This is a genomic window from Nocardiopsis sp. NPDC006938, from assembly GCF_042869555.1.
Lineage (GTDB): Bacteria > Actinomycetota > Actinomycetes > Streptosporangiales > Streptosporangiaceae > Nocardiopsis.
Map to the genome: position 1 here is coordinate 146,698 of NZ_JBIAGA010000014.1, position 23,585 is coordinate 170,282.

The window sequence follows — 23,585 nt, forward strand, 5'->3', positions numbered from 1 at the left end:
GAGAGAAACGGGAGGTGTCCCATGCCCTACACCGAAGTCCCCGGCGAGCGGGTGCCGATCCGCATGTGGGCCGACCCCGCGCAGGTCGAGCCCGCCGCCATGGACCAGCTGCGCAACGTCACCCGCATGCCCTGGACCCACGGGCTGGCCGTCATGCCCGATGTCCACTACGGCAAGGGCGCCACCGTGGGTTCGGTGATCGCGATGCGCGACGCCGTCAGCCCCGCCGCCGTGGGGGTCGACATCGGATGCGGCATGACCGCCGTGCGCACCGGGCTCACCGCGGAGCGGCTGCCCGACGACCTCGGAGCCCTGCGTTCGGCCCTGGAGGCGGCGATCCCGGTGGGGTTCCACTCCCACGACGAGCCCGTCGACCCCGCGCGGGTGCCCGGCCTGAAAGGTTCCGACTGGGACGGCTTCTGGAACGGGTTCGACGACCTGGCCCCCGCCGTCCACCCCCGCAACGAGCGCGCCCGCCGCCAGATGGGCACCCTGGGCGGCGGCAACCACTTCCTGGAGGTGTGCCTGGACGACGCGGGCACCGTCTGGATGGTCCTGCACTCGGGGTCGCGCAACATCGGCAAGGAACTGGCCGACCACCACATCGGGCGGGCCCGGGAGCTGCCGCACAACCAGGACCTGCCCGACCGCGACCTCGCCGTGTTCCTGTCCGGGACCCCGGAGATGGACGCCTACCGGCGCGACCTGTTCTGGGCGCAGGACTACGCCCGCCGCAACCGCGACGTCATGATGGCGCTGGCCTGCCAGGTCCTGGCCGATCGCGTGCCCGGAACCACGTTCGAGCAGCGCATCTCCTGCCACCACAACTACGTGGCGGAGGAGACCTACGACGGCGTGGACGTGCTCGTCACCCGCAAGGGGGCGATCCGTGCGAGTTCGGGTGCTTTCGGGGTGATTCCCGGAAGCATGGCGACCGGTACCTACATCGTGAAGGGCCTGGGCAACCCGGCCTCCTTCAACTCCGCCTCGCACGGGGCCGGACGCCGCATGAGCCGCAACAAGGCCCGCAAGACGTTCACCCGGGACGACCTGGTCGAGCAGACCAGGGGAGTGGAGTGCCGCAAGGACCTCGGCGTCGTGGACGAGATCCCCGCCGCCTACAAGGACCTGGAGTCGGTGATCGAGGCCCAGACGGACCTGGTCGAGGTCGTCGCCCACCTGCGGCAGGTGGTGTGCGTCAAGGGGTGAGCCCCGCCCTCCCGGCGGACGCCGCGTGCGGCATGCTGGGAGGGTGACCGACAACCTCGACGCCGTGGTGCTGGCCGGGGGAGCGGCGACCCGTATGGGCGGCGCCGACAAACCGGGCCTCACCGTCGGCGCGCGCACCCTGCTCGAACACGTGGTCGGCGCCGTACGCGACCACGCGCCGCACGCCCGCGTGACCGTGGTCGGCCCCCCGCGCGAGCGCCCGCGGGCCCGCTACGTCCGTGAGGACCCGCCGGGCGCCGGGCCGGTCCCGGCCCTGCGGGCGGGGCTTCCCGCAGTGCGGGCTCCGCGGGTGGCGCTGCTCGCCGCCGACCTCCCCTACCTGGCCGCGCATCACCTTGGCGCCCTGTGTGACGCGCTGGCCTCGGGCGATGAGGGGGCGCTCGGCGCGGTGTTCGTGGACACCGGCGGCCGCGAGCAGTGGCTCACCGGGGTCTGGGACACCCGCGCCCTGCGCGCGGCCCTGGCCGACTACGCCGGACGGTCGCTGTACGGCCTGCTCGGCCCCCTCGACCCCGTCCGGGTACCGCTCACCGGCGCTCCGGAGGGGTTCGACGTGGACACCCCCGAGGAGCTCGAACGCGCCCGGGCCGCTCGGACGCCGGGGCATCCGGGACCCAGCTGATCGACCCGGCAGTAGGGGGCGGAGTGGGTCAGGGCCACGTGACCTGCGGGACTTGCCCCCGCGCCCGCCTTGGGCCATCATGGCCGCCATGACGATCAGAAAGGGCGGAATCCGCCCGGGCCGTTGAGCCCCACCGCGCCGACGAACGGGTCGGCCGCCGAACTCCTCGCTTCCCTTGAGGGCCTGGGTCACCACGCGCGCACCCGCGAGCTGGCCCTGTACGCCCGACTCCGCTCCTCCACGCCACGATCGGAACCGCTTCAGCGCGAACTGTCCGCGCTCGGCCACCACCGCGACGCCCTGCACGCCGCGATCGTCGCCAAGGACCTCGAGACCGTCGCCGGATACCTGAGCGGGCCCGACATGGAGCTGCGCGGGGCTGCACTGCGCGCCGTCCGCACGCTCCCCCTCCCGGACCCGGTGATATCGGCCGCCCTCGACGACGCCCCCGGCGGTCTGCGTCGCGCCCTGTACCGAAGCCTCTTCCAGGGGCGGCGCGCGGAACTCGCCGACACCCTGTTGGAGCAGGTCCGGGCCGAGCACGGCGACGCCGAGGCGGCCGCCCTGCTACCCGCCTGCTCCCGCGACACGGTGCGGCACCGACTACCCGAGCTCGTTCACGCGGTGCGCTCGTGGCGTCGACTGGCCCGCCGTCACCCGGACACGCTCGCCGACCACATCGCTGACCGTTTCGGCGCCGCGGACGCCGACCTGTTCGTCCAGCACCGCTGGCAACGCGCCCTCACGGCCCTGGACCCGGTGCGACCCGCTCGGGTGGCGGAGATCGTCGGTCCCGACCAGATGCGCCGCTACCCGCACGCCGTCCGGGTCTGCGATGCCGCGGCCCATCGGCGCTCACCCCACCCTGAGGTCTCCAGGGGCCGCCGGGCCGACCGCGAGCTGATACGGGCGATGCGCACCCGCCCGGCCACCGCCCGGTGCGTGCTCCGGTCCCTGCCCAGGAAGGAGGCAGCCACCCTTGTGGACCGGACCGTCGCACAGTGGAACGGCCCCCGATCCCCCGAGGGACTGCTGCCGTTCCTGGGCCTGCTGCCCCGCGACCGGGCGGCCGATCTGGCGCGCGAGGCCCTGACCGAACTGGCGGTCTTCCAACGCGTCAACAGCCGTTCCCACATCCCCGACCAGGACCTCGACGCCATCGCGCACCTGCCCTACGCCGAGGCGGCCGAACAGCTGGGGGAGGCCGCCTCCTGCGGCGACCCCGACCGCAGGGCCCGGGGCTTGGCCCGCCTCGTCGAGGCCACGGCGCGTACCGGCGACCCGGTACTCCTGGCCCGGGTCCTGGCGGAGCGGGTGGAGCGTCACGGCGCGGACCGCGACTCCGTCCGCCGTGCCCTCCTGCTCGCCCTGTGCGAGGTCGACCCCCGCCTGCTGGTGCCCTGCCTGCCGTCCCTGCACCGCCTGGTGGAGGACACGGTGCGGGCCCGCGACACCTCGGCCGACACCCGCGACGTCCTGCGGCACCTGGCTTCGCTCGTCCTGCGCCACCCGGACACCCGGGTCGGCGAACCGGCGGTGCTCTGGGGGACCAGGGTCTACCGGCGGCTGGTCGAGCGGTTCGGCGCCGACGGGCTGGGCGAGCCCGACCGGCCCCGGCACAACGCGCCCTGGTGGGCGTTCCGGAGGCGTCGGAGGCCCTGGTGGGTCCCCCAGGAACACGGCCCCCACCGCCACGGACCCGCACCCCGCCTGTACCAGGTCCTGCCGCCCGGAGCGGAGGACCTCCTCCTCGAACAGCTGAGCGGATACCTCTCCGGAGCGCGCCGCCGGGGCGACCACGGGCCCGCCGTCGCGCTGGCCGCCGAACTCGGCCACAGGGGACGCCGCGGTACCGTGCTCGACGGCCACCTGCGGGCCGCCGTGCTGGCCGACCCCGACCCCGGCTCCGCCACCTCCATCCGCGCCGCCGCCCTGTACCTCACCGGTCCTGACCGCGACCGCAGAGCGCTCAGCCTGTTCGAGGAGGACCCGGCCACCGCGTGCCTGCCCCGTGTGTGGGAGCTGCTGACCCGCCGGCACCCGGCCTCGGTGGCGCTGAGCGCCCTGGAGTCCGCCGCGGCCGTCCCGGGCGGGGGCGCCCACGGCGCCGCGGTGTGGGTGCCCCGCGTCGACCGCGCGCTGTTCCGTGACTGGCCGACCGCCGCTCGTGACCGGCTCCTCGCACACCTGCTCGCCGTCGTGGCGGAACCCGCCCTGGCCGCGGCCGACCGCGAGTCGGCCCTGCGAGCGCTCAGCGGCCTCCCCGGGGCACACCGGCACCTGGCCTCCTTCCTGGACGACGGAGAGGTCGTGCTCCGGGATGCGGCCCTGTCCGCGCTCGGCCGTTGCGACCAGCCCGAGCTCGCGCTCGAACTGATCGCCGCACACGCGGGCGGGCCCCGCTCAAGGGCGGCCGGACCGGCTCTGTCCCGCTGCGCCGAGCGGGCCCGGCCCTCCGTCCTCGGTCCGCTCCTGTCCCGCGTGTTGGAGGGATCTGGGAAGGTGACCGTCCGCCGGACCGCCGCCCGGCTGCTGGTCCGGCACCGTCCGCCGGGAGCGGTGGCGACCCTGGTCCGCGTGCTGCGCCGAACGGACGAACACCGCGACGTGCTCGCGGCCGTGGCGGCGGCCCTGCTCTGCCTCGCGGACGCGCCGGGGGCCCTCGACGGGCTGGCCGAACGGGTTCCGGACTTCACCGAGGAGGAGATTCAGGTGGCCCTGCTGGGGGTGAACCCCGAACAGCTGGCCCCGGAGGTCCGGCGTGCGGCGGCCGACACCCTCGCGGCCCTGCCGCCGCCCCGCCGAACGCACTGGCGGATGAGCGGCTGGTGGGGGTGGTGGACCGCATGGGGGTCGGAAACGTTGGACGACGTCATGGCGGCTGTCTGCGACCTGGATCAGCCGGGCGAGCGCGTGCTGGCCACGCTCTGGCAGGCCCTCGCCCGAGGCAGGGGGCAAGAGCGCCTCGCCGGGGTCCTCCAACTCCTCGTGGACCAGGTGCCCGGTCCCGAGAACCCGCTTCCGGTCGCGGGGACGCGTGCCCTCGAGCGCGTCAGGGACGCGCACCGCAGGGCGTGCAGGGTGACGGGCCTTCTCCAGTCGGCCCGCCTCCGCGCTCCGGTGGGGGACCCGGAGATGCGCGACCAGGTCGACCGCGCCGTGGACCTGCTCACCGCGCGCCCCGAACTCCTCGACATCGCGCTCCCCCTGCTCGAGGTGGATCTGCGGCTTGCTGTCAGGGCCGCCGAGGACACTGACGAGGCGGAGCCGCTGGTGGCCCACCTGCTTCGGCTGGCGCGGCTGCTCGCCAGACGCCCCGGGTACCACGATGACCGGTGGGACTCCATGGTCCGGCCGCTGTGCGGTCGTAACGGAGGTTCGGGAGTCGGATGGGAGACCGCGGCCCAGGTGGCGCGGCGTCTCCTGGACGAGGCCGAGGCCGACGGCGGTCGGGTGGGTCAGATGACGGGACTGCTCGGGCTGGCCCTGGTCCGGAACGCGCTGAACGGCAGCTCCTGGGCCCGGCCCTGGCCCGAGCTGTTGGCCGTCGCGGAGCGCTGCCGCCACGAGGAGGTACGGCTGGGGGCTTGGGCCACCACCGTGCGGTGAGGGGTCAGCCGCGGGAGTCGGGGCCGCCCCCGCCTTCCTGGTCGGCGGCCTCACCCTCCAGGAACGCGGCCATCGGTACCGTCTCGCGAAGGAACCCGCGCAGCCCCAGGAAGTGGGCGAGGTAGGCGCGGTGCTCGTCGCAGGCCGCCCACACCTTGCGGCGGTCGGCGGTGTGCAGCTTGGGGTTGTTCCACACGAGGGCCCAGTCGGCCCGGGCTCGGCAGCCCTTGCGTGAGCAGTGCGTGTCCGGCGCGGTATTACCCAATGCTGGTCCCCAGGCGACAAAGCGGATTCGGTGGTCAAGCCCCGGCCACGGACGGGTATTCACGCCGACCGGGTGCGGACAAAAGGCGACGCCGGGTGGTTACGGGGGCAAACCACCCGGCGTCGCACGCGATGTTTCGACGGGGGCTCGAAACATCGTCCCGCGCTTCGACGGGGGACCGAAGCGCTAGACCCAATGTACACCGACGCCCCCCGGGGTACGTCAAGAGTGAGTTACGACGTTGTCTCGGGACAGTCCCGCCAGGGTGGGTCCTCGGCCCCTGGTCAGGGCCTGTCTGGTACTTCTCCTCGCCTTCCCTGGCACTTCGGTGACTCCTTTCCCTGGCCGGAACCTCTTCCTCCCGGGCCAAACGCACCCCAACCGGGACCAAAGTCCTCAGAAACCTTCGGCAAAGTACTCTGATCCGTTCTCGGGAAAGGTCGCTGGAGGAAATCCGGAGGCCAGTGTGACGAAGGGGGATTGAGGGGAGGCAGGGAACGGGGCCGGGTTCGCGCGGCCCCGACCACCGACCCACAGGGGGAGACCATGAGCGGGCACACCTACCGCGTCACGGAGATCGTCGGCACCTCGCCGGAGGGTGTCGACCAGGCGATTCGCAACGGCATCCAGCGGGCCTCGGCCACGCTGCGCGGGCTCGACTGGTTCGAGGTCACCCAGGTGCGGGGCCAGATCGAAGACGGCGGGGTCGCCCACTTCCAGGTGGGGCTCAAGGTCGGGTTCCGGCTGGACGACTGAGCGTCCCCCGGGCGGTGCCGCGCGGCGGCACGGGTGGCACCGCGGGGGCGCCCCCGCGGGCCCGCTGCTCAGTCGTCGCCGGGCTCCGGGCCGCGCAACACGTCCACGTGCACGTGGTCGAGATGGCGCAGGATCTCGTTGTCGGGGTCGGCCTCGTAGTGCCGCCATCCCATCGTCGGGTACCGGGTGCTCCAGATCTTGTCGTCGAAGATGATCACGTCGATCTGGTAGTCGGGGGCGTGGGCGATCAGCCAGTGCGCGAGCAGCCACCCCTCGCGGCGGTTGTCCTCGTTGACCGGGCGGTAGAAGACGTCGAGCGCGCGCCCCTCGTAGTGGGCCGACTTCTCACCGTGCCCGGTGTCGTACCCGCCCGCGACGTAGCCGCCGATCTCGGTGTCGGCGAAGTCGTTCTCGATCCCCTTCTTGAGGGCCTTGGCGCGCGGGGTCAGCCCGGAGCCCAGCTCCTCCTCGAACTCGACGTCCTCGCCCGAGTAGCGGCAGCTCAGCGCGGGCCCGGCGTCGTCCTCGGGGCCGTTGACCAGGGCGTCCATCACCGCGTCCGGAACGTCCTCGACGTCGGGCCGTTCGATGGGCGCGGCGTCCCCCTGGGCGATCACCGCGGCCGCCGTGGTCGCACGCCTGGCCTGGTCGCGGTCCAGGTCGACCCTCTCGTCCCCGGTCCAGACGGAGCACTCCGGCCCCCACGGCGAGGTGGAGGGGAGGAGCTGGTGGTGCTGGGTCACCCAGCGCGCGCCCACCATGGCGATCACGAGCAGCACGGTCAGGATCGCCACGGACAGGATCAGCCCGTGCCATCGTCGGGGGACCCGATCGGCCCCGGGAACTCTGTGGGTCATGGACTCCGCCCCTCCAGGCCGGGGGCGGTGCGGTCGTGCCGCCGCGACTCCCCAGGCGTGCGTGTTCTGCCCGGCATACCTACGTATTCCTGCGTATATGGGACGCGGTGGGGGTGGCTCTCATTCCCGGAAGTGACCGGGATCAACCCCAGGAGGCGGCAGCGGTGTCCGTCGTCACCACACCGACCACAGGACCATCGCGCCGCCCAACAGCAGGGTCAGCGCCCACACCCGGTCCATGGTCACGCCCTTCCAGCGCAGCGCGTGCACGCCGAGGAAGTCGTAGGCCAGCAGAGCCGCGACGCCCGCCGCCGCGAGCATGGCCAGGGAGTGCACGCCGGTGGCGGCCAGGCCGAGCAGGGTGGCGTCCCACAGGTTCCACGCCCCCTCGGCGGACGCCGCCGCTTCCGGGACGCCGGCCGGAGCCGCCGCCGGAGCCACCGCCCCACCGGTGTCGTGCGCCCCGTGGCCGCCGTCCTCCACGTGCGTGTGGTGCAACTGCCCGGCGAGCACCGGCATGAGCATCAGCCCCGCGCCGTGCGCCGAGGACATCAGGAAGGACCAGGCGGCCAGCTGCCACAGCGACAGGCGCACGTCGCGCCAGTGGAACCGGTGGCGCGACAGCAGGACCACCAACCCCACCAGCACGATCACGCCACCTCCGATGACGGGGAAGAGCACCGAGGCGGTCGCCGAACCGGTGACGGTGATCGCCACCGCGGCCACCGCGACGCTCCCCGCGTGCCCCGCCGCGATCGCGGGCAGGGCCGTGAGCACCTGACGGCGCCCGCCCTCCTGTAGACCCCTGCCGACGGCGAGCAGCCACCCCATGCCCGGGTGCAGCCCGTGGAAGGCGCCCAGGGCGACGAGGGTCCAGAGTTGAGCTGTGGTCACCGCGCCAGGTTCACACGCGGGCCCGGGGCTGACAACGGTGCGTGGTCAAGTGTCCGACACCGGTCACCGTGCGTCGCCGGGGTTTGCCGTCACCCCCCAGGGGCACGCGCGAGCCCGACGACCGCGGCCGCCCCGACGACGTCGGAGCGGCCGCGCACCACCCGGGTTCCGGAGGACCGGCCCCGGGGATGGGATCAGGGACAGATGGCGCCCAGGTCGGTGGCCTCCGAGCCGACCTGGCGGCCCGGGTCGGCGGGCGCGGGCTCGTCCAGACCGGTGTAGCGCTGCCACTCGGTGCGCTCGTCCTCCTCCCACTCCTCCCACTCCTCGGGGGTCGGGTCCTCGACGTCCTCGGGGCCGTCCCCGTCCGGGGAGGCGGAGGGGCCCTCGGACGGCACGCCGTCCTCGCCGTCGACGGCCCCGACGGCCTCGGCGACCAGCACCTTGATCTCGTCCCAGTCGGGGTTGCCGGTGCTCACCTGCGGCGGCGACAGCTGGAGCGCGCTCATGTCACCGTGGTCGGTGAGGTCGTCGGCCAGCTCGATGAAGGCGGGCACCTTCGACTGCGGGATGTCGGTGGTGAGCGTGCGCTTGGTGGCTCCGGCCAGGCGGCGATAGCTGGTCAGGACCGTGGTCGGGTCGACCTGTTCGGCCACGTACTTGACCAGGCAGCCCTGGCGCCCCATTCGGCCGTAGTCGTCCGAGCCGATCCGGGAACGGCCGTACCAGAGCGCCTCGTGGCCGTCCAGACGGCGCACGCCGGGCTCCAGCACCCCGCCGTGCACCCCGTACGGAATGGGTTCCTCGATGCGCACGCGAACCCCGCCCACGGCGTCGATCAGGTCGCGGAAACCCATCATGTCGACCATCGCGTAGTACTCGACGTCCAGGCCGAGGTTGTGCCCGATGACCTTCTTGAGGGTGTCGGCGGCGGGGTCGGCGGCGATCGGGTTGAGCGCCAGCTCGTCGGGCTCCTCGGCGACGGTCTGGTACACGTCGTTCAGCAGCAGGTCGAAACCGTACGGTTCCGGGTAGCGCTCGGCGAGGGCGCTGCCCTCGGGAAAGCGCACGTTCTCCAGGTTGCGGGGCAGCCCCACCAGGACCGCGTCGCCGGTGGCGGTGTCCAGGCTCGCCACCATCATGGTGTCGGTGCGCACCCCGTAGCGGTTGTCGGCCGAGTCCGCTCCGATGAGCAGAACGTTCACCCGCTCCGCGCCGTACCAGGGGTCCGCGGCGTCGTGCGGCGGGAGGTCGTCGCGCTCGGGGGCGTCGAAGACCTCCCCCAGCGTCTCGTAGGCCGTGTACCCGCCGTGCAGTGCCCAGGCCGCCGGGACGGCGACGGTCAGACACAGCACCAGCACGACCGCGCCGCCGAGCAGGCGCGTGCCGAACCGCGCCCCCTCGGGCCGGGTGATGGTCCACGAGTGCACGATCACGGTCAGCCAGAGCATCGCCACCGCGAACACGGCGGCCATGACGCCCAGCAGCCAGCGGTCCTGCACGGCCATCCCGGCCAGCACGGTCATGGCCCCCGACTCGTGGGTGCCGACCCAGTACGCGCAGAACACCAGGGCCGCGACCCCCAACAGGTAGGAGCCGAGGATCACGGCTCCGGCGAGCCGACGCCTCATGCGCAGGTGCGCCACACCGGGCAGGGGCAGCGACGCGGCGGTCCACAGCAGCGCCCCTCCCGTACTCGGGCGCACGGGCGCCTTGTCCGGCCGCTCGTCCTCCGCTGCCACCAGGGTGTCCTCTCAAGCCGCGGGGCGACCGGGGCCGCCCCGTCCTCTACTCCTGTTTGTTCGCGCCACGCCGCCCGTGGCCGTCACTTCCCGTCGTCGTGCCCTTCCCGGGAGCGTGCGGGGGAGGGGCCGCCGGGCGGCCCCTCGCGGTGCGCCGCGACCGCCGTCGTGGGCGTCACGCGGGCCTGTGTGATCAGTGTGGCGCTTTGTCGGTGTTGTGTGCGCAGCGGCCACCTCATAAGGGGTGTTCTATACAAGTCTGTTATGTGGTCGAGAGGCGCCTGTTGGGGCATTGGTCGGCGCCCCCAGGCCGGTCAAAGTGGTGAATCAACCGATTTCTTTGGCGATCAGTAGTGAAGCGGCTCCGCAGCTGCGATGATCTGCCCGGAGGAGGGGGCGCCGTCCGGGGGTAAGGGCGGCGTCATGGGAACGAAAGGCAACCATCGTGCTCGATGCGGTTGACGCCGCGCTCATGCGGGCGTTGCAGGGGGACGGCAGAGCGACGTTCCAGGCCCTGGCGGACGGGGTGGGCCTGTCCAGGACGGCGGTGCGCGCCAGAGTGCGCCAGCTGGTCCAGTCAGGGGCGATCAGGATCGTCGGTGTGTTGCACGCCGGCGTCGTGGGCATGGAGGTCCTCGGTCACGTGTCGTTCAGCGTCGGCGGACCGGTCGGTCCGATGCTGGAGGCGCTGGGGGAACGCGAGGCGGTGACCTTCGCGGCGCAGGCGGCCGGGAGGTTCCCGGCCGTCGCGCAGGTCAGGGTGGCCGACGACGCCGCCCTGACCAAGGAGCTCGCCGACCTGCGCTCACTGCCGGGAGTGGAGGGCGCGGAGGTCTTCCGCGCCAACGCCGTGTACAAGGACGCCCACAGCAGTGTGCGTGAACTGCGCGACATCGAGTTGGACGCCCTGGACTGGCGTCTGGTTCGCAGACTGCTCAAGGACGGTCGGGCCTCGTACGCCGACCTGGCCCGGCAGGTGGGGTTGTCGCAGGCGGCGGCCCGGTCACGGGTGGTGCGCCTGCTCAACTCCGGGGTGGTCCACGTGACCGCCCTGGTCGAGCCGTCGGCCGTGGGCGCCAACGAGCAGCTCGGTTTCGGGCTGCGGTGCCGGGGGGACGCCGACGCGTTGGGCACGGCCATGGCCAACATGGGGCGGATCTCGTTCCTGGCCAGCGGGTTCGGTCGCTACGACGTGATCGGGACACTCACGGCGCCGGACCGCTTCCAGCTGGTGGAGGCCCTGGAGCGCGTTCGGGCGACGGCCGGTGTGGGGCACGTGGAGACCTGGGACCACCTCCAGGTCCGCAAGGAGCGTCGGGGCGGGGAGCGAACGGTCGGCTGGGTCCACGGCTGACCCGGTGACGCGCGGGCCCGGCTCGGGCCGGGCCCGCGCTCGGTTCGTGTCCGGTCGCCGACCGGGTGGGTCGGGTCGCCGACCGCGCCGCCCCTACCCCAGGATGGAGCCATGGTGAAGGACGCTCGGACACCCGAGACAGCGGCGGACCCGGGACCGGGGCCGGGGGGCGGGCGCGTGTCGGTGCCCGGACCCGGGACCCTGCGTCTGCGGGGGCGGACCTTCGCGGGACGGCGCTACGCCGTGATGGGGGTGATCAACCGGACCCCCGACTCGTTCTACGACCGGGGCGCCACCTACGCCCTGGAGGCCGCGCTGGCCTCGGCCGACCACGCCGTGGCGGCGGGGGTGGACGTCATCGACGTCGGCGGGGTCAAGGCCGGGTACGGCGCGCACGTGGACGAGGCGGAGGAGGCGCGCCGCACCGTGCCGTTCGTGCGTGAGCTGCGCGCCCGCCACCCGGACGTGGTGATCTCGGTGGACACCTGGCGGTCGGGTGTGGGCAGGGCCTGCGCCGAGGCGGGCGCGGACATGATCAACGACACCTGGGCGGGTGCCGACCCGGATCTGGCGCGGGTGGCCGCGGAGTACGGCACCGGTCTGGTGTGCAGCCACAGCGGGGGGCTGGCGCCGCGTACCGACCCGCACCGGGTCCGGTACGCCGACGTGGTCGCCGACGTGGTCTCGGGCGTGTGCGCCCTGGCCGAGCGGGCGGTGTCGGTGGGGGTGCGTCCGGACGGGGTGATGATCGACCCCACGCACGACTTCGGCAAGAACACCTACCACTCGCTCGAACTCACCCGTCGTCTGGGCGAGCTGTCGGCCACGGGGTGGCCGGTGCTGGTGGCGGTGTCCAACAAGGACTTCGTGGGGGAGACGCTCCGTGCCGGGGTGACCGAGCGCGGTGACGGGACCCTGGCGACGCTGGCGGTGTCGGCCCGGGAGGGGGCCCGGGTGTTCCGGGTCCACGACGTGGCCGCGGCCCGTGCCGCCCTGGACGCGGTGGCGGCTGTGGTCTGAGAACGCGCTGGACGCCCGGCCAGGCAGGGGTCACCGGTGGTGGCCGCGCGGACACGGTCGGGGCTCAGATGTAACCATCGGTAGCATTTTTACGTGTTTCGGGCGCGCATGCCTTGCGTCACGTTTAAGTTACCCGCGAGTATAGAAGGGGTCGGTCCGAACCGACCGCACCGGGCGCGGGTGTAATGGAGGCTGACGTGGCGCTTGCAGAGACGTTGACGGCTGTGGGAACCGTGGCCCTGGCCCGCTGCGGCGGGCGGCCCTTCGGCACCCACCTCTTCTCCGTCTGGCCGGGCGCCGCGATCGCCGCGAGCGCCTTCCCCGTCCGCTGCGCACCCGGGGACAACCTCGCGCTGCACGTGGCGGTGGCCCAGGCTCCGCCGGGCTCCGTCCTGGTGGTGGACGTCTCGGGGGAGTCCGAGTACGGCTACGTGGACGAGATCCTCGCGGTCGCCGCCCGGACACGGGAGGTGGCCGGGATCGTCCTGGACGGCTGCGTGCGCGACATCGCCGCGATCGCCCGCTGTGAGCTGCCGGTCTTCGGCGCCGGAGTGGCGGTGCGCGAGGCCGGGCACGACGCGGGGGGCTCCGTGGGCCAACAGGTCTTCATGGACGCGGGCGGCCCCGCGCCGCTGCCGGTCCGGCGCGGCGACTGGGTCGTGGCCGACGACGACGGCGTGGTGTGCCTGCCGCGCGGGCAGGTGAGCTCGATCATCACCGAGGCCCTCAGCAGCGTCTCACGGGACCGCGAGCTCATCGACGCCGTGTGCGCGGGGGAGAGCACCCTCGACCTCCTGGACCTGGACCCGTCCCGGGTGACCGGGTGGGAGGGCGCCTCCGACCGTGCCGGTCGGCGCGGTCGGCCCCGCCACCTCGGGGCGCGGCGCGACGGCCGCGCGGCCCCCGACGGGCACACCCGCCCGAGGCTGGGCCCGCGCTCCGCGGTGGGCGACGTCCACGGCGGTGACTGACGTCCCCGGCCCGCGGGGACGGCCGACACACGGCAGGGGCCCGGAACCGGTACCGGTTCCGGGCCCCGCATGCGTTCCCGGGCGCTCAGTCCTCGGTGAGGGACAGGAGCTCGTCGAGGTAGCAGGTGGCCTCCCGGGAGGCCAGGATCGGGTCCGCCGCGCGGACGGCCTCGGTGAGGCCGCTGTGGTCGATGCCCTCCGTCGCCGAGGAGGGGCGGTCGGAGGCCTCGGCGCTCTGCTCGTAGGCGGTGTGCGCGATGCTGGCGTAGACGACCTGGGCGATGTCGTCGTAGAGGTCGATCAGCAGGGTGTTGTGCGTGGCGTTGACGATCGCTCGGTGGAAGGTGAAGTCGGCCTCGACGAAGGCGCCCATGTCCTTGGTCCGCCAGGCCTCCTCGCGCAGGGCCATGGCGCGGTCGATGTCGGCCATGTCCTCCTCGCTGTGGCGTTTGGCGGCCAGCCGCGCGGCCTCGACCTCCAGTGCGCGGCGCACCTCCAGGTTCTCGCGGAGGCGGGAGCGCTCCAGGCGGCGGCGCAGGGCGCCACCGAGTTCGCTGGAGGCGCGGACGAAGGTCCCCGCCCCCTGGCGGATCTCCAACAGGCCCGCGTGGGCCAGGGCCCGGACCGCCTCGCGGACGGTGTTGCGCCCGACCTGCAGTTGTTCGGACAGCTCGGACTCGGTGGGGATGCGGTCGCCGACGCCCCACTCACCGGAGTCGATCTGAGCTCGTAGCTGACTGATGACCTGGTCGACGAGACCGGTCCGGCGTGTCGACGCGAGGGGCACGCTCATACCTCCTAGGGGCGGGTCGCCGGATGACAGGCCCAGCGCACGGGTAGGGAACGGTTAAGGACGGAGCCTAGACCAGTTGGGCGCGGGAATCGGCACCGAACGGCAATGCGTTATCCTCATGAAGTACATGGGGTCATCCTACGAATTTGTGAGCCACGTCCTATGAGCGTCACCCCCACGCGCGCGAACACCGCGCAGGGCACCCCCCTTGCCGACACCGACCGCCCCGGAGCCGCGTCCCGCGCGGCTCTCGTGCTGATCGCCGTCGCCATCGCCCTGGCCGCGCTCAACCTGCGCACCGCGATCACCAGCGTGGGTCCCGTTCTCGACGAGGTCACCCAGGGGCTGGGCATGACCGCGGTGGGCGCCGGCGCCCTCACGACGCTCCCCGTCCTGTGCTTCGCGGTCTTCGGCGGCCTCACGCCCATGCTCGCCCGCCGCCTCGGCTCCCACCGCCTGCTCGTGCTCGCCCTGACCGCCGTCACCCTCGGCCTCGTCACGCGGGCCATGGCTCCCGAACCCTGGCTGTTCCTCACCCTGAGCGCGGTGGCGCTCTCCGGCGGCGCCGTCGGCAACGTCATCCTCCCGGCCCTGGTCAAACAGCACTTCCCGCACCGCGTGGGCCTGATGACCACCGTCTACACCACTGGTCTGGCGGTCGGCACCGCGATCGCGGCCGCCGCCACCGTCCCCCTGGAGCAGGCCACCGGTGACTGGCGGATCGCCCTGGGCTCCTACGCCCTCTTCGGTCTGGTCGCGGCGCTCCCGTGGCTGCTGGCCCTGCGCCACGAGCCCGCTCCCGGCGACGCGCGCCGGGCCCTCAGCGTCCGACAGGTGCTCGGCACCGGGATCGGGTGGCAGGGCGTCCTGTACTTCGGCACCCAGTCCTCGATCGCCTACATCATGTTCGGCTGGTTCGCGCAGATGCTCCGCGACCAGGGACTGGACGCCCAGTCGGCCGGGGTGATGCTGGCCTACCTCACCGCCCTCGGCATCCCGATGTCGCTGGTCATGCCCTCGCTCATCGTCCGGGTCCGCGACCAGCGCCCCTTCGTGGTGCTCTTCGTCGCCGCCTACCTGGCCGGGTTCACCGGGATGTGGGTGGCCCCGCTCAACGGCACCTGGGTGTGGACCACCCTCGTCGGCGTCGGCCTGGGCAGCTTCGTCATGGCGCTGACCATCTTCGCGGTGCGCACCCGCACCGCCGAGGGCACGGCCGCCATGTCCGCCTCCAGCCAGAGTCTGGGCTACCTGTTCGGCGGCGCCGGGCCGTTCCTGTTCGGGCTCCTGCACGAGGTGAGCGGCGACTGGCACGCGCCCATGGCGATGGTGATCTGCCTCGTCCTCGTCAACCTCGTCGTGGGTCTGCTGATCGGGCGCCCCCGCTACCTGGAGGACGCCATCGCCGAGAGGGAAGGCCGGCGGGCCTGAGCACCGGACCCGCCGGGGCTCAGACCGGGAGCCAGTCGATCCGGCCGATGAGGTACACCGCGCCGACGAACGCGACCACGTCGATCACCGTGTGCGCGACCACCAGCGGCATGACCCGCCCGTAGCGCAGGTAGAACCAGCCGAACACCAGCCCCATGACCAGGTTGCCGAAGAACATCCCCACCCCCTGGTACAGGTGGTAGAAGGCCCGCAGGACCGAGCTGGCCAGGACCGCCCTCCACGGCGACCAGCCCATCTGGCCGAGCCGGTGCAGTAGGTAGCCGACCACGATCACCTCCTCCAGGACGCCGTTCTTCAGCGCCTGGAGCACCAGGACGGGGGTGTCCCACCAGTGGCCCGGCAGCGTGCTGGGCACGATGGTGCGGGTGAGGCCCAGCTGCCAGGAGACCAGGTACACGACCAGCCCGCCCGCGCCGATCAGCGCGGCCAGGGCCAGCCCGCTCCAGGTGTCGAAGCCCGGTCGGCGCAGGTCGAAGCCGACCGTGCGCGCGGACTCGCCGCCCCGGTGCAGCAGGTACACGACCATCGCCACGGGCGCGCAGGCGAAGACCACCGCGTACAGCTGGAAGGAGAGGTCGAGCCACGGGCGTCCCTCGGCGCGCGATCGGACGAGGCTGGCGGTCTGGTCGGCCATCGACTCGGGTGCGGTGAGCACGCCCAGGAAGGTGATGGTCGCCGACACGGCGGCGGCGCCCAGGGAGAGCGCGAGGACGCACAGCACCTCCCAACGCAGGAGGGAGCGGCTGGCGAGCGCACGCGGGACGGCGGCGCCCGCGCGCGTCCCCGCGCCGGGGTCGGCGGGGGAGGGCTGGGAGGCGCGCGGGTCCGGCTCGGTTCTGTCGGTCACGCGTCGAATCTACGCGCTGCGGAGGCGGAGCGCCGCCCTAGTCGTCGTCCCCGGCGTCGTCCTCCTCGTCACCGCCCTCGTCATCGCCGCCGATGACGTCGTCGATGCCCTCCTCGATGTTCTTCTCGACCTCCTCCTCGATCCCGTCCCGGACCTCCTGTTCGAGGTCGTCGGTGTTCTCGCAGGCGGCCGCGCCGAACACGGCCACGGCGGCGATCGCGCCCGCCGCCAGTGCGCGGCGGGTCGTGGCGAGGGTCGCCCGGCTGGTGTCGTCCGGTTTCACGTCGGCTCCGTGTGGTCGGGTGGGGTGCGGGTGGTCGGGGCGCGCACGCTCGACCGTGGGGGCGGTCGGGGGCGGGCGCGTGACTCCCGTCTCTTTCGTCGTTCGGAGTCACCGTATACGCGCGGACCGCTCCTGGGGAGGGCCTGGGCACACGAGAGGGCCGCCGGTCATGCGCGAGTGACACGGACCGCGCATGGCCGACGGCCAGGGGGGAGGCCGTCCCGCCCCGCCCCAGCCACGAAAGCGGGGAGGGACGGCCTCAGGGAACGAAGACCAGGGTCAGTGAGCCGCTGAGAACTGGTCTTCTTCGGTGGAGCCGGTGAGAGCCGTGGTGCTGGCCTCGGGGGAGATGGTCGTGCTGATCGCGTCGAAGTAGCCGGTGCCGACCTCGCGCTGGTGGCGGGTGGCGGTGTAACCGTCGGCCTCGGACGCGAACTCGGCCTCCTGGAGCTCGACGTACGACGTCATGCCGTTGGCCGCGTAGCCCTTGGCCAGGTTGAACATCGAGTGGTTGAGCGAGTGGAAGCCCGCGAGGGTGATGAACTGGAACTTGTAGCCCATGTGGCCCAGCTCGCGCTGGAACTTGGCGATGGTGGCGTCGTCGAGGTGACGCTTCCAGTTGAAGGACGGCGAGCAGTTGTAGGCCAGCATCTGGTCCGGGTACTCGGCCTTGATGCGCTCGGCGAAGTCGCGGGCGACCTCCAGGTCGGGGGTCGCGGTCTCCATCCAGAGCAGGTCGGAGTGCGGGGCGTAGGCCAGACCCCGGGCCACGCAGGCCTCGACGCCGTTGCGGAAGCGGTAGAAGCCCTCGGCGGTGCGCTCGCCGGTGGTGAAGGCCTGGTCGCGCTCGTCGATGTCACTGGTGATCAGGGTCGCGGCCTGGGCGTCGGTCCGCGCGATGACCAGGGACGGGACACCGGCGACGTCCGCGGCGAGGCGGGCGGCGTTGAGGGTCTTGACGTGCTGGCTGGTCGGGATGAGGACCTTGCCGCCCAGGTGGCCGCACTTCTTCTCGGAGGCGAGCTGGTCCTCCCAGTGCACGCCCGCGGCGCCCGAGGCGATCATGCCCTTCATGAGCTCGTAGGCGTTGAGGACGCCGCCGAAACCGGCCTCGGCGTCGGCCACGATCGGCGCCAGCCACTCGGGGGCGCTGTCGTCGCCCTCGGACCAGGTGATCTGGTCGGCGCGCAGGAGCGCGTTGTTGATGCGGCGGACCACGGCCGGGACCGAGTTGGCCGGGTAGAGGCTCTGGTCGGGGTAGGTGCTGCCGGAGAGGTTGGCGTCGGCCGCGACCTGCCAACCGGAGAGGTAGATGGCCTTCAGTCCGGCGCGGACCTGCTGGACCGCCTGGTTGCCGGTGAGGGCGCCGAGGCTGTTGACGTAGTCCTCGGTGTGGAGCAGGTCCCACAGGCGTTCGGCGCCGCGGCGGGCCAGGGTGTGCTCCTCGGTGACCGAACCGCGGAGCTTGACGACGTCGTCGGCGGAGTAGGTGCGCTCGATACCGGCCCACCGGGGGTTGGTCTCCCAGTCGCGCTGGAGTGCGGCGCTGGCTTCCTGACGTCGAGCGCTCGTGCTCATGTTCGTTCCCGCCTTACGTGTAGTCCCCAAGGTCTTCGCGCCGGTCGAGGGAGGCCTGCCAGGGGTCAGGGGCTGAACCCTGAGCGGTAAGTTCCCCGCCGGTAACTATGATTCTTGGGCAAGTTCCAAGGGTTTTCCACTCGAAATCGGGTGAAGATCGTTGTTTCTTTCCGTAGGATGAAGCCATGGCGTACTTTGGTGCTGAAGAAATACCGTCTTTGACGGGTGACCTGGATCTCGTCACGTTTGGCCAGCGGCTCCGTCATCTGCGCAAGGCGCGCGGCCTGACCCTGTCCGACCTGGGGGAACGCGTGGGGCGGGCGCCCTCCCAGCTCTCCCTGCTGGAGAACGGAAAACGTGAGCCCAAGCTCTCCTTGCTCACGTCCTTGGCTTCGGCCCTCGAGGTGTCCGTTGAGGAACTCCTGTCGAAGCAGCCCCCGAGCCGCCGCGCGCAACTGGAGATCGCGGTGGAGGAGGCCCAGCGCGACTCCCTGTACCAGGGCCTCCACCTCCCGCACCTGAAGGTGGGCAAGCGGGTCCCCAACGACGTCCTCGAACACATCGTGGGGCTCTACGACGAGCTCAAGAGACGCAACGCCAAGCCCACCGCCACCCCCGAGGAGGCGCGCCTGGCCAACGCCGACCTGCGCCGCCAGATGCGCGAGCGCGGCAACTACTTCGAGACCATCGAGGCCGCCGCCGCCGACACCCTCTCGGCGGTCAACTACACGGCCGGCCCCCTCTCCCAGGGACAGATCCTCGCGATCGCCACCCACCACGGGTTCTCCCTCAGGTACGTGCAGGACCTGCCCCGTTCGGTGCGCTCGCTCACCGACCACGTCAACCGGCGCATCTACCTCAAGCGCGAGACCACGCTGGGCATGCACAGCCCGCGCACGATCCTGCTCCAGACCCTGGGCCACGTCATCCTCGGCCACGACCAGCCCAGCGACTTCGGCGACTTCCTGCGCCAGCGCGTCGAGGCCAACTACTTCGCCGCCGCAGTCCTGATCCCCGAGAGCACGGCCGTCACCTACCTCCAGGAGGCCAAGAAGGCCCGCGACCTGTCCGTGGAGGACCTGCGCGACGTCTACTCCGTCTCCTACGAGATGGCCGCGCACCGGTTCACCAACCTGGCCCACCGCCACCTGGACCTGGTCTGCCACTTCATCCGCAACGACGAGACCGGCATCATCTACAAGGCCTACGAGAACGACGGACTGGTCTTCCCCACCGACGACACCGGCGCCATCGAGGGGCAGCGCATGTGCCGCCAGTGGTCGGGCCGCCAGGTCTTCCAGTCGCCGGACCGCTACTCGATCTACTACCAGTACACCGACAAGCCCAACGGCACCCACTGGTGCGTGGCCCACGTGGACCCCAGCCGCGAACGCAACTTCGCCATCACCCTGGGCGTGCCTTACAAGGAGTCCCGCTGGTTCCGCGGTCGCGAGACCACCAACCGCACCAAGTCGAACTGCCCCAACGGCGAGTGCTGCGTACGTCCGCCCGCCCGGCTCGCCAGCCGTTGGGAGGGCAACGTGTGGCCCTCGGCCCGCGCCCACTCCCACGTGCTCTCGGCCCTGCCCTCCGGTACCTTCCCCGGCGTGGACGAGCACGACGTCTACACCTTCCTGGAGGCCCACAGCCAGGACTGACCCTCCCGCCCCCGTACCCGCGCGAGGGGGCGACGCGCACGGCGCCGCCCCCAGCCGCCGGTCCGGACCCCGGGCCCGCCCGGGGCCCGGACCGGTCAGGCGCGCAGGTCCCGTAGCGCCTCCGGAGTGAGGTCGCCCAGCGACGGGTAGCCGTCGACCGCCATGAGCAGGTCCGCCTCGGCCAGCATCGACCGCAGCACGTGCACGACCCCGTCCGTGCCTCCGGTCGCCAGCCCGTACACGTAGGGGCGGCCGACCGCCACCGCCGTCGCGCCCAGGGCCAGGGCCTTGACCGCGTCCGTGCCCGAGCGCACACCGGAGTCGAAGATCACCGGCAGGTCGGTGGCGGCGGCCACCTCCGGCAGGCACTCCAGGGCGGGGATGCCGCCGTTGGCCTGGCGGCCGCCGTGGTTGGAGACGTAGATCGCGTCCACGCCCCCGTCCGCCGCCCGCCGCGCGTCGTCGGGGTGGCACACCCCCTTGACGATCAACGGCAGCTCGGTGAGGGACCGCAGCCACGGAAGGTCGTCCCAGGTCAAAGGGTTGCCGAAGAGGCCAGCCCACTGCGCTGTCACCGTCTCGCGCGGTGCGTCCGCGCCGACCAGCCCCTGGAAGACGGGATCGGAGGTGTAGTTGGCCAGGCAGTGCCCGTGCAGCATCGGCAGGTGACCGGTGGCCAGGTCGCGCGGGCGCCAACCGGTGACCCAGGTGTCCAGGGTGACGACGATCCCCGCGAACCCCGCAGCCTCGGCCCGCCGGACCAGGCTGGCCGCCAGCTCGCGGTCGGTCGGCGTGTACAGCTGGAAGAAGCCGGGGGTGTCGCCGAACCGCGCGGCCACCTCCTCCAGCGGGTCCTGCGACAGGGTGGAGGCGATCATCGGCACCCCGGCGCGCGCCGCGGCGTCGGCGACGGCCAGGTCGCCGTGCCCGTCCTGGGCGCACAGGCCGACCACCCCGACCGGGGCCATCAGCAGCGGTGAGGGGAGCCGGACCCCGCACAGGTCGACGCCGGTGTCGCGTTCACGGGCTCCCACGAACATGCGGGGATAGAGCCCCCAGCGGCGGAAGGCCTCGGCGTTGGCCTCCTGGGTGTGCTCGTCGCCCGCGCCGCCCGCCACGTAGGACCACACGCGCGGCGGGAGCGCGCGCTCGGCCCGGCGCTCCAGCTCGGGGAAGGTCATGGGGTGCGGGGGGACGGCTCCGGTGAGGCCGTTGAGGTAGATCTCCAGCTGGTAGTCGCCGTGCTGCGGGGCCAAGGTCGCCTCCGGGTCGGGGGTGGGAGGGGCGGGTGTGACCCGCATCATTCAGACGGGCGCGTACGCGTGTCAAGGGTTCGCGGCCGGGGGAGCGGGGTGCGGGCCTTAGCGGGGAATTGGTCTCCCGATGAGCCGGAGCGGGGTACGGGCCACACGTGGAACCGATGCTGGCGAGCGCCGTCGACCGACTTCCCACCGGTGAGCACCTGCTCTACGAGCCCAAGTGGGACGGTTTCCGCTGCCTGGCCTCGACCGGGCCCGTGCGCATGACCAGCAGGCACGGGCGCACGCTCTCGCAGCGGTTCCCGGAGATCGCGGACGCCCTGGCCCGGCAGCTGCCCGAGGGGGTCCTGCTGGACGGGGAGATCATCCGTTGGGCGCCCGACGGGCGGCTGGACTTCGGCGCCCTCCTGCGGCGCAACGGAGCCTCGGCCCGCCAGGCCCGGGCCCAGGGCCGCACGGAACCGTGCCACCTGGTGGTCTTCGACCTGCTGGCGGCGGGCGGCCGGGACCTCGCCCACCGTGCGCTGTCCCACCGGCGCGCGGAGTTGGAGCGCCTGATGGGCCTGGTCGAGCAGCCCTCGCCGCTCACCCTCGGTTGGCAGACCGACAACCCCGACGTCGCCTCGCAGTGGTGGGAGGAGATGCCCGCCGTCGGTGTCGAGGGGGTGATGGTCAAGGACGGGCGGCGTTCCTACCGTCCGGGCCGCAGGGACTGGCGCAAGTGGAAGCACCGCGTGACCACCGAGGCGATCGTGGGCGGGGTCGTCGGGCACGCCCGCGCCCCGCGGGCCCTCATCCTCGGCCGGGTGGACTCCGCGACCGGGGAGCTGCGCGTGGCCGGACGGACCGGGGACCTCGCTCCGGAGCAGTCCGAGGAGCTCGCGGGGCACCTGGTCAAGACCGACGACCACCCCTGGCCCCGGACCCTGGCGGCCACGTGGGGGGAGAGCTCACGCCAGCACTACTCGCGGGTCGTCCCGGACCTGGTGGTGGAGGTGTGCCCGGACCCCGCCGAGGTCGCGGGCCGGTGGCGGCACGTCGTGCGCTACCTGCGCGCGCGGCCCGACCTGGAGCCCGGGGACGTGCCCCGGGACCTGGACACCGAGTAGCGCTCATCCGGCCTCGGCGACCGCGTCGGCGAGCTCCTCCTTGGTCATCCGGGAGCGCCCCGGAATGTCGAGCTCCCTCGCCCGCTCCATGAGCTCGCCCTTGGTCGGCCGGCGGTCGTCGGAGGACCTCGGAGCCGGAGCGCGGCCGCGCCGTCCGGAGGAGCCCGCGCGGTCCTTCCTGCGCTGGCGGAGCGAGGCGCGCAGCGCGTCGTCCAACGCGACCACCTTGCCCTCGCCCTTCTCCTCGGGTTCGCGGCCCTCGTAGGTGACCGTCCCGCCGCGCGCCTTCGCGGCGATCAACTCCTCCAACCTGCGTTCGTACTCGTCGGTGTACTGCGAGGGCTCCCACTCGGCGGTCATGGCGTCGATCAGCTGCGCGGCGAGCCGGAGCTCGCCCCGGTCGACCTCGCCGGTCGGGGGCCGCATGACGTCCTCGGGGTCGCGGACCTCGTCGGGCCAGTACAGGGTGCTCGCGGTGAGCACGCCCTGCTGCGGCGCGACCAGCGCCAGGTGCTGCCGGTTGCGCATGACCAGCGTGCCGAGCCCCGCCCTGCCGGACTCCTCCAGGGCGGCCAGGAGAAGGCGGTAGGGCTTCGCGGAGCTCTTGTCCGGACCGAGGTAGTAGGTGGAGGCGTACCACAGGGGGTCGACGTCCTCGGCGGAGACGAACCCGGTGATCTCCAGGGTCCGGCTCCGCCCGGGCTGGACCTGTTCCATGTCGGCGGGTTCCAGGAGCACGTAGGAGTCGGACTCGTCGACCTCGGCGCCCTTGACGATGTCCTCGCTGGCCACCCGCTCACCGGTGTCCTCGTTGACCCGCTGGTAGCGCACGCGCGCGCTGGTTCCGCGGACGAACTGGTGGACGGTCGGTCCGTGTCGTTCGCGCGCGGAGTACATGCGCACCCCCACGGACACCAGTCCGAAGCTGATCGTTCCGGTCCACACGGTTCCCGGCACTGCTCACACCCCCTGCCTCCCAGTGTGTGAGCGGGGTGGCAAACGCCGGACAGGTGCGCGTCACGTCTCCCTCCCGTTTGCGCGTGGGGGACCGTTGTGCCTGTCCAGGTCGACTGTTACCGTTGGTAGCACTTCATGGTCGCCCCTCCGCCCCCCGGAGGACCAACAAAGGATGCCAGCGCATGAGTGACGCCACCGCGCCCGCCTTCAGCATGGAACCGAGCGAGGAGGTCCGCGACGTCCGGGACTGGGCCCACGGGTTCGCCGCCGACGTCATCCGCCCGGCCGCCGCCGAGTGGGACGAGCGCGAGGAGACCCCCTGGCCCATC

The 23,585-nt window shown here is 72.6% G+C and carries 21 protein-coding genes; 11 read left to right on the forward strand and 10 right to left on the reverse strand.

What is annotated here, in order from left to right:
* Positions 1-21 precede the first annotated feature (21 nt).
* The 3 genes from ACFYL4_RS20725 to ACFYL4_RS20735 all read left to right on the forward strand — a co-directional run bounded on the left by ACFYL4_RS20725 (position 22) and on the right by ACFYL4_RS20735 (position 5,461).
* Complete coding sequence (locus tag ACFYL4_RS20725; protein WP_387520052.1) at positions 22-1,209, forward strand: RtcB family protein; 1,188 nt, start codon at positions 22-24, stop codon at positions 1,207-1,209.
* Positions 1,210-1,252: 43 nt separating this feature from the next.
* Positions 1,253-1,852: a molybdenum cofactor guanylyltransferase gene (locus tag ACFYL4_RS20730; protein WP_387520054.1), complete on the forward strand. Its 600-nt coding sequence runs from the start codon at positions 1,253-1,255 to the stop codon at positions 1,850-1,852.
* A 123-nt stretch (positions 1,853-1,975) separates the two neighbouring features.
* Positions 1,976-5,461: a hypothetical protein gene (locus tag ACFYL4_RS20735; protein WP_387520056.1), complete on the forward strand. Its 3,486-nt coding sequence runs from the start codon at positions 1,976-1,978 to the stop codon at positions 5,459-5,461.
* A 4-nt stretch (positions 5,462-5,465) separates the two neighbouring features.
* On the opposite strand, the gene ACFYL4_RS20740 is transcribed toward ACFYL4_RS20735, so the two are convergent.
* Positions 5,466-5,726 (reverse strand): hypothetical protein, encoded by a 261-nt coding sequence (locus ACFYL4_RS20740; RefSeq protein ID WP_387520058.1) that lies wholly within the window; start codon positions 5,724-5,726, stop codon positions 5,466-5,468.
* 546 nt (positions 5,727-6,272) lie between these two features.
* On the opposite strand from ACFYL4_RS20740, the gene ACFYL4_RS20745 reads away from it, so the two are divergent.
* Complete coding sequence (locus ACFYL4_RS20745; RefSeq protein ID WP_357759547.1) at positions 6,273-6,482, forward strand: dodecin; 210 nt, start codon at positions 6,273-6,275, stop codon at positions 6,480-6,482.
* Between the two features lie 68 nt (positions 6,483-6,550).
* Here ACFYL4_RS20745 and ACFYL4_RS20750 read toward each other — a convergent pair whose 3' ends face one another.
* From ACFYL4_RS20750 to ACFYL4_RS20760, 3 genes are all read right to left on the reverse strand, one after another.
* A complete protein-coding gene (locus ACFYL4_RS20750; protein WP_387520060.1) occupies positions 6,551-7,339 on the reverse strand; it encodes a hypothetical protein in 789 nt (262 codons plus the stop codon).
* Between the two features lie 174 nt (positions 7,340-7,513).
* Positions 7,514-8,233 carry a cell wall anchor protein gene (locus ACFYL4_RS20755; RefSeq protein ID WP_357759541.1) on the reverse strand — a complete coding sequence of 240 codons (720 nt, stop codon included), beginning with the start codon at positions 8,231-8,233 and terminating at the stop codon, positions 7,514-7,516.
* A gap of 194 nt (positions 8,234-8,427) precedes the next feature.
* On the reverse strand, positions 8,428-9,975 hold the full coding sequence (locus tag ACFYL4_RS20760; protein ID WP_387520062.1) for an LCP family protein: 1,548 nt from the start codon (positions 9,973-9,975) through the stop codon (positions 8,428-8,430).
* Positions 9,976-10,420: 445 nt separating this feature from the next.
* Here ACFYL4_RS20760 and ACFYL4_RS20765 point away from each other — a divergent pair, with 445 nt between their 5' ends.
* The 3 genes from ACFYL4_RS20765 (at position 10,421) to ACFYL4_RS20775 (ending at position 13,320) form a co-directional block, all read left to right on the forward strand.
* Positions 10,421-11,329, forward strand: a complete 909-nt coding sequence (locus ACFYL4_RS20765; protein WP_357759536.1) for an Lrp/AsnC family transcriptional regulator — start codon at positions 10,421-10,423, stop codon at positions 11,327-11,329.
* 111 nt (positions 11,330-11,440) lie between these two features.
* Positions 11,441-12,349, forward strand: a complete 909-nt coding sequence (gene folP / locus ACFYL4_RS20770; protein WP_387520065.1) for a dihydropteroate synthase — start codon at positions 11,441-11,443, stop codon at positions 12,347-12,349.
* A 224-nt stretch (positions 12,350-12,573) separates the two neighbouring features.
* Complete coding sequence (locus ACFYL4_RS20775; RefSeq protein ID WP_387520079.1) at positions 12,574-13,320, forward strand: RraA family protein; 747 nt, start codon at positions 12,574-12,576, stop codon at positions 13,318-13,320.
* 85 nt (positions 13,321-13,405) lie between these two features.
* Here ACFYL4_RS20775 and ACFYL4_RS20780 read toward each other — a convergent pair whose 3' ends face one another.
* Positions 13,406-14,107 (reverse strand): FadR/GntR family transcriptional regulator, encoded by a 702-nt coding sequence (locus ACFYL4_RS20780; RefSeq protein ID WP_357769421.1) that lies wholly within the window; start codon positions 14,105-14,107, stop codon positions 13,406-13,408.
* 168 nt (positions 14,108-14,275) lie between these two features.
* Between ACFYL4_RS20780 and ACFYL4_RS20785 the strand changes: the two genes are divergently transcribed.
* Positions 14,276-15,544, forward strand: coding sequence for an MFS transporter (locus ACFYL4_RS20785; RefSeq protein WP_357769415.1), 1,269 nt, complete (start codon positions 14,276-14,278; stop codon positions 15,542-15,544).
* Between the two features lie 19 nt (positions 15,545-15,563).
* Here the strand turns inward: ACFYL4_RS20785 and ACFYL4_RS20790 are convergent, their stop codons facing one another.
* The 3 genes from ACFYL4_RS20790 to aceA form a co-directional block, all read right to left on the reverse strand.
* Entirely contained in the window at positions 15,564-16,412 is an 849-nt protein-coding gene (locus tag ACFYL4_RS20790) for a type II CAAX endopeptidase family protein (RefSeq protein ID WP_357769413.1), read from the reverse strand.
* A gap of 37 nt (positions 16,413-16,449) precedes the next feature.
* Entirely contained in the window at positions 16,450-16,695 is a 246-nt protein-coding gene (locus ACFYL4_RS20795) for a hypothetical protein (protein ID WP_357769411.1), read from the reverse strand.
* A gap of 279 nt (positions 16,696-16,974) precedes the next feature.
* Positions 16,975-18,273: an isocitrate lyase gene (aceA, locus tag ACFYL4_RS20800; protein ID WP_357769409.1), complete on the reverse strand. Its 1,299-nt coding sequence runs from the start codon at positions 18,271-18,273 to the stop codon at positions 16,975-16,977.
* 218 nt (positions 18,274-18,491) lie between these two features.
* On the opposite strand from aceA, the gene ACFYL4_RS20805 reads away from it, so the two are divergent.
* Complete coding sequence (locus tag ACFYL4_RS20805; protein WP_357769408.1) at positions 18,492-19,931, forward strand: helix-turn-helix domain-containing protein; 1,440 nt, start codon at positions 18,492-18,494, stop codon at positions 19,929-19,931.
* Between the two features lie 95 nt (positions 19,932-20,026).
* Here ACFYL4_RS20805 and ACFYL4_RS20810 read toward each other — a convergent pair whose 3' ends face one another.
* Entirely contained in the window at positions 20,027-21,187 is a 1,161-nt protein-coding gene (locus ACFYL4_RS20810) for an alpha-hydroxy-acid oxidizing protein (protein WP_387520068.1), read from the reverse strand.
* Positions 21,188-21,351: 164 nt separating this feature from the next.
* Between ACFYL4_RS20810 and ACFYL4_RS20815 the strand changes: the two genes are divergently transcribed.
* Complete coding sequence (locus tag ACFYL4_RS20815; RefSeq protein WP_387520081.1) at positions 21,352-22,299, forward strand: ATP-dependent DNA ligase; 948 nt, start codon at positions 21,352-21,354, stop codon at positions 22,297-22,299.
* Positions 22,300-22,302: 3 nt separating this feature from the next.
* On the opposite strand, the gene ACFYL4_RS20820 is transcribed toward ACFYL4_RS20815, so the two are convergent.
* Positions 22,303-23,256 carry a Ku protein gene (locus ACFYL4_RS20820; protein WP_387520070.1) on the reverse strand — a complete coding sequence of 318 codons (954 nt, stop codon included), beginning with the start codon at positions 23,254-23,256 and terminating at the stop codon, positions 22,303-22,305.
* Positions 23,257-23,438: 182 nt separating this feature from the next.
* On the opposite strand from ACFYL4_RS20820, the gene ACFYL4_RS20825 reads away from it, so the two are divergent.
* On the forward strand, positions 23,439-23,585 hold a 147-nt coding region (locus tag ACFYL4_RS20825; RefSeq protein WP_387520083.1), incomplete at its 3' end, for an acyl-CoA dehydrogenase family protein.

Bases quoted from the DNA above. Each gene is read 5' to 3' on its own strand.
- ACFYL4_RS20815 (WP_387520081.1), top strand. From the start codon at position 21,352: ATGCTGGCGAGCGCCGTCGACCGACTTCCCACCGGTGAGCACCTGCTC.
- ACFYL4_RS20725 (WP_387520052.1), top strand. From the start codon at position 22: ATGCCCTACACCGAAGTCCCCGGCGAGCGGGTGCCGATCCGCATGTGG.
- aceA (WP_357769409.1), bottom strand. From the start codon at position 18,273: ATGAGCACGAGCGCTCGACGTCAGGAAGCCAGCGCCGCACTCCAGCGC.
- ACFYL4_RS20745 (WP_357759547.1), top strand. From the start codon at position 6,273: ATGAGCGGGCACACCTACCGCGTCACGGAGATCGTCGGCACCTCGCCG.
- ACFYL4_RS20785 (WP_357769415.1), top strand. From the start codon at position 14,276: ATGAGCGTCACCCCCACGCGCGCGAACACCGCGCAGGGCACCCCCCTT.
- ACFYL4_RS20750 (WP_387520060.1), bottom strand. From the start codon at position 7,339: ATGACCCACAGAGTTCCCGGGGCCGATCGGGTCCCCCGACGATGGCAC.
- folP (WP_387520065.1), top strand. From the start codon at position 11,441: ATGGTGAAGGACGCTCGGACACCCGAGACAGCGGCGGACCCGGGACCG.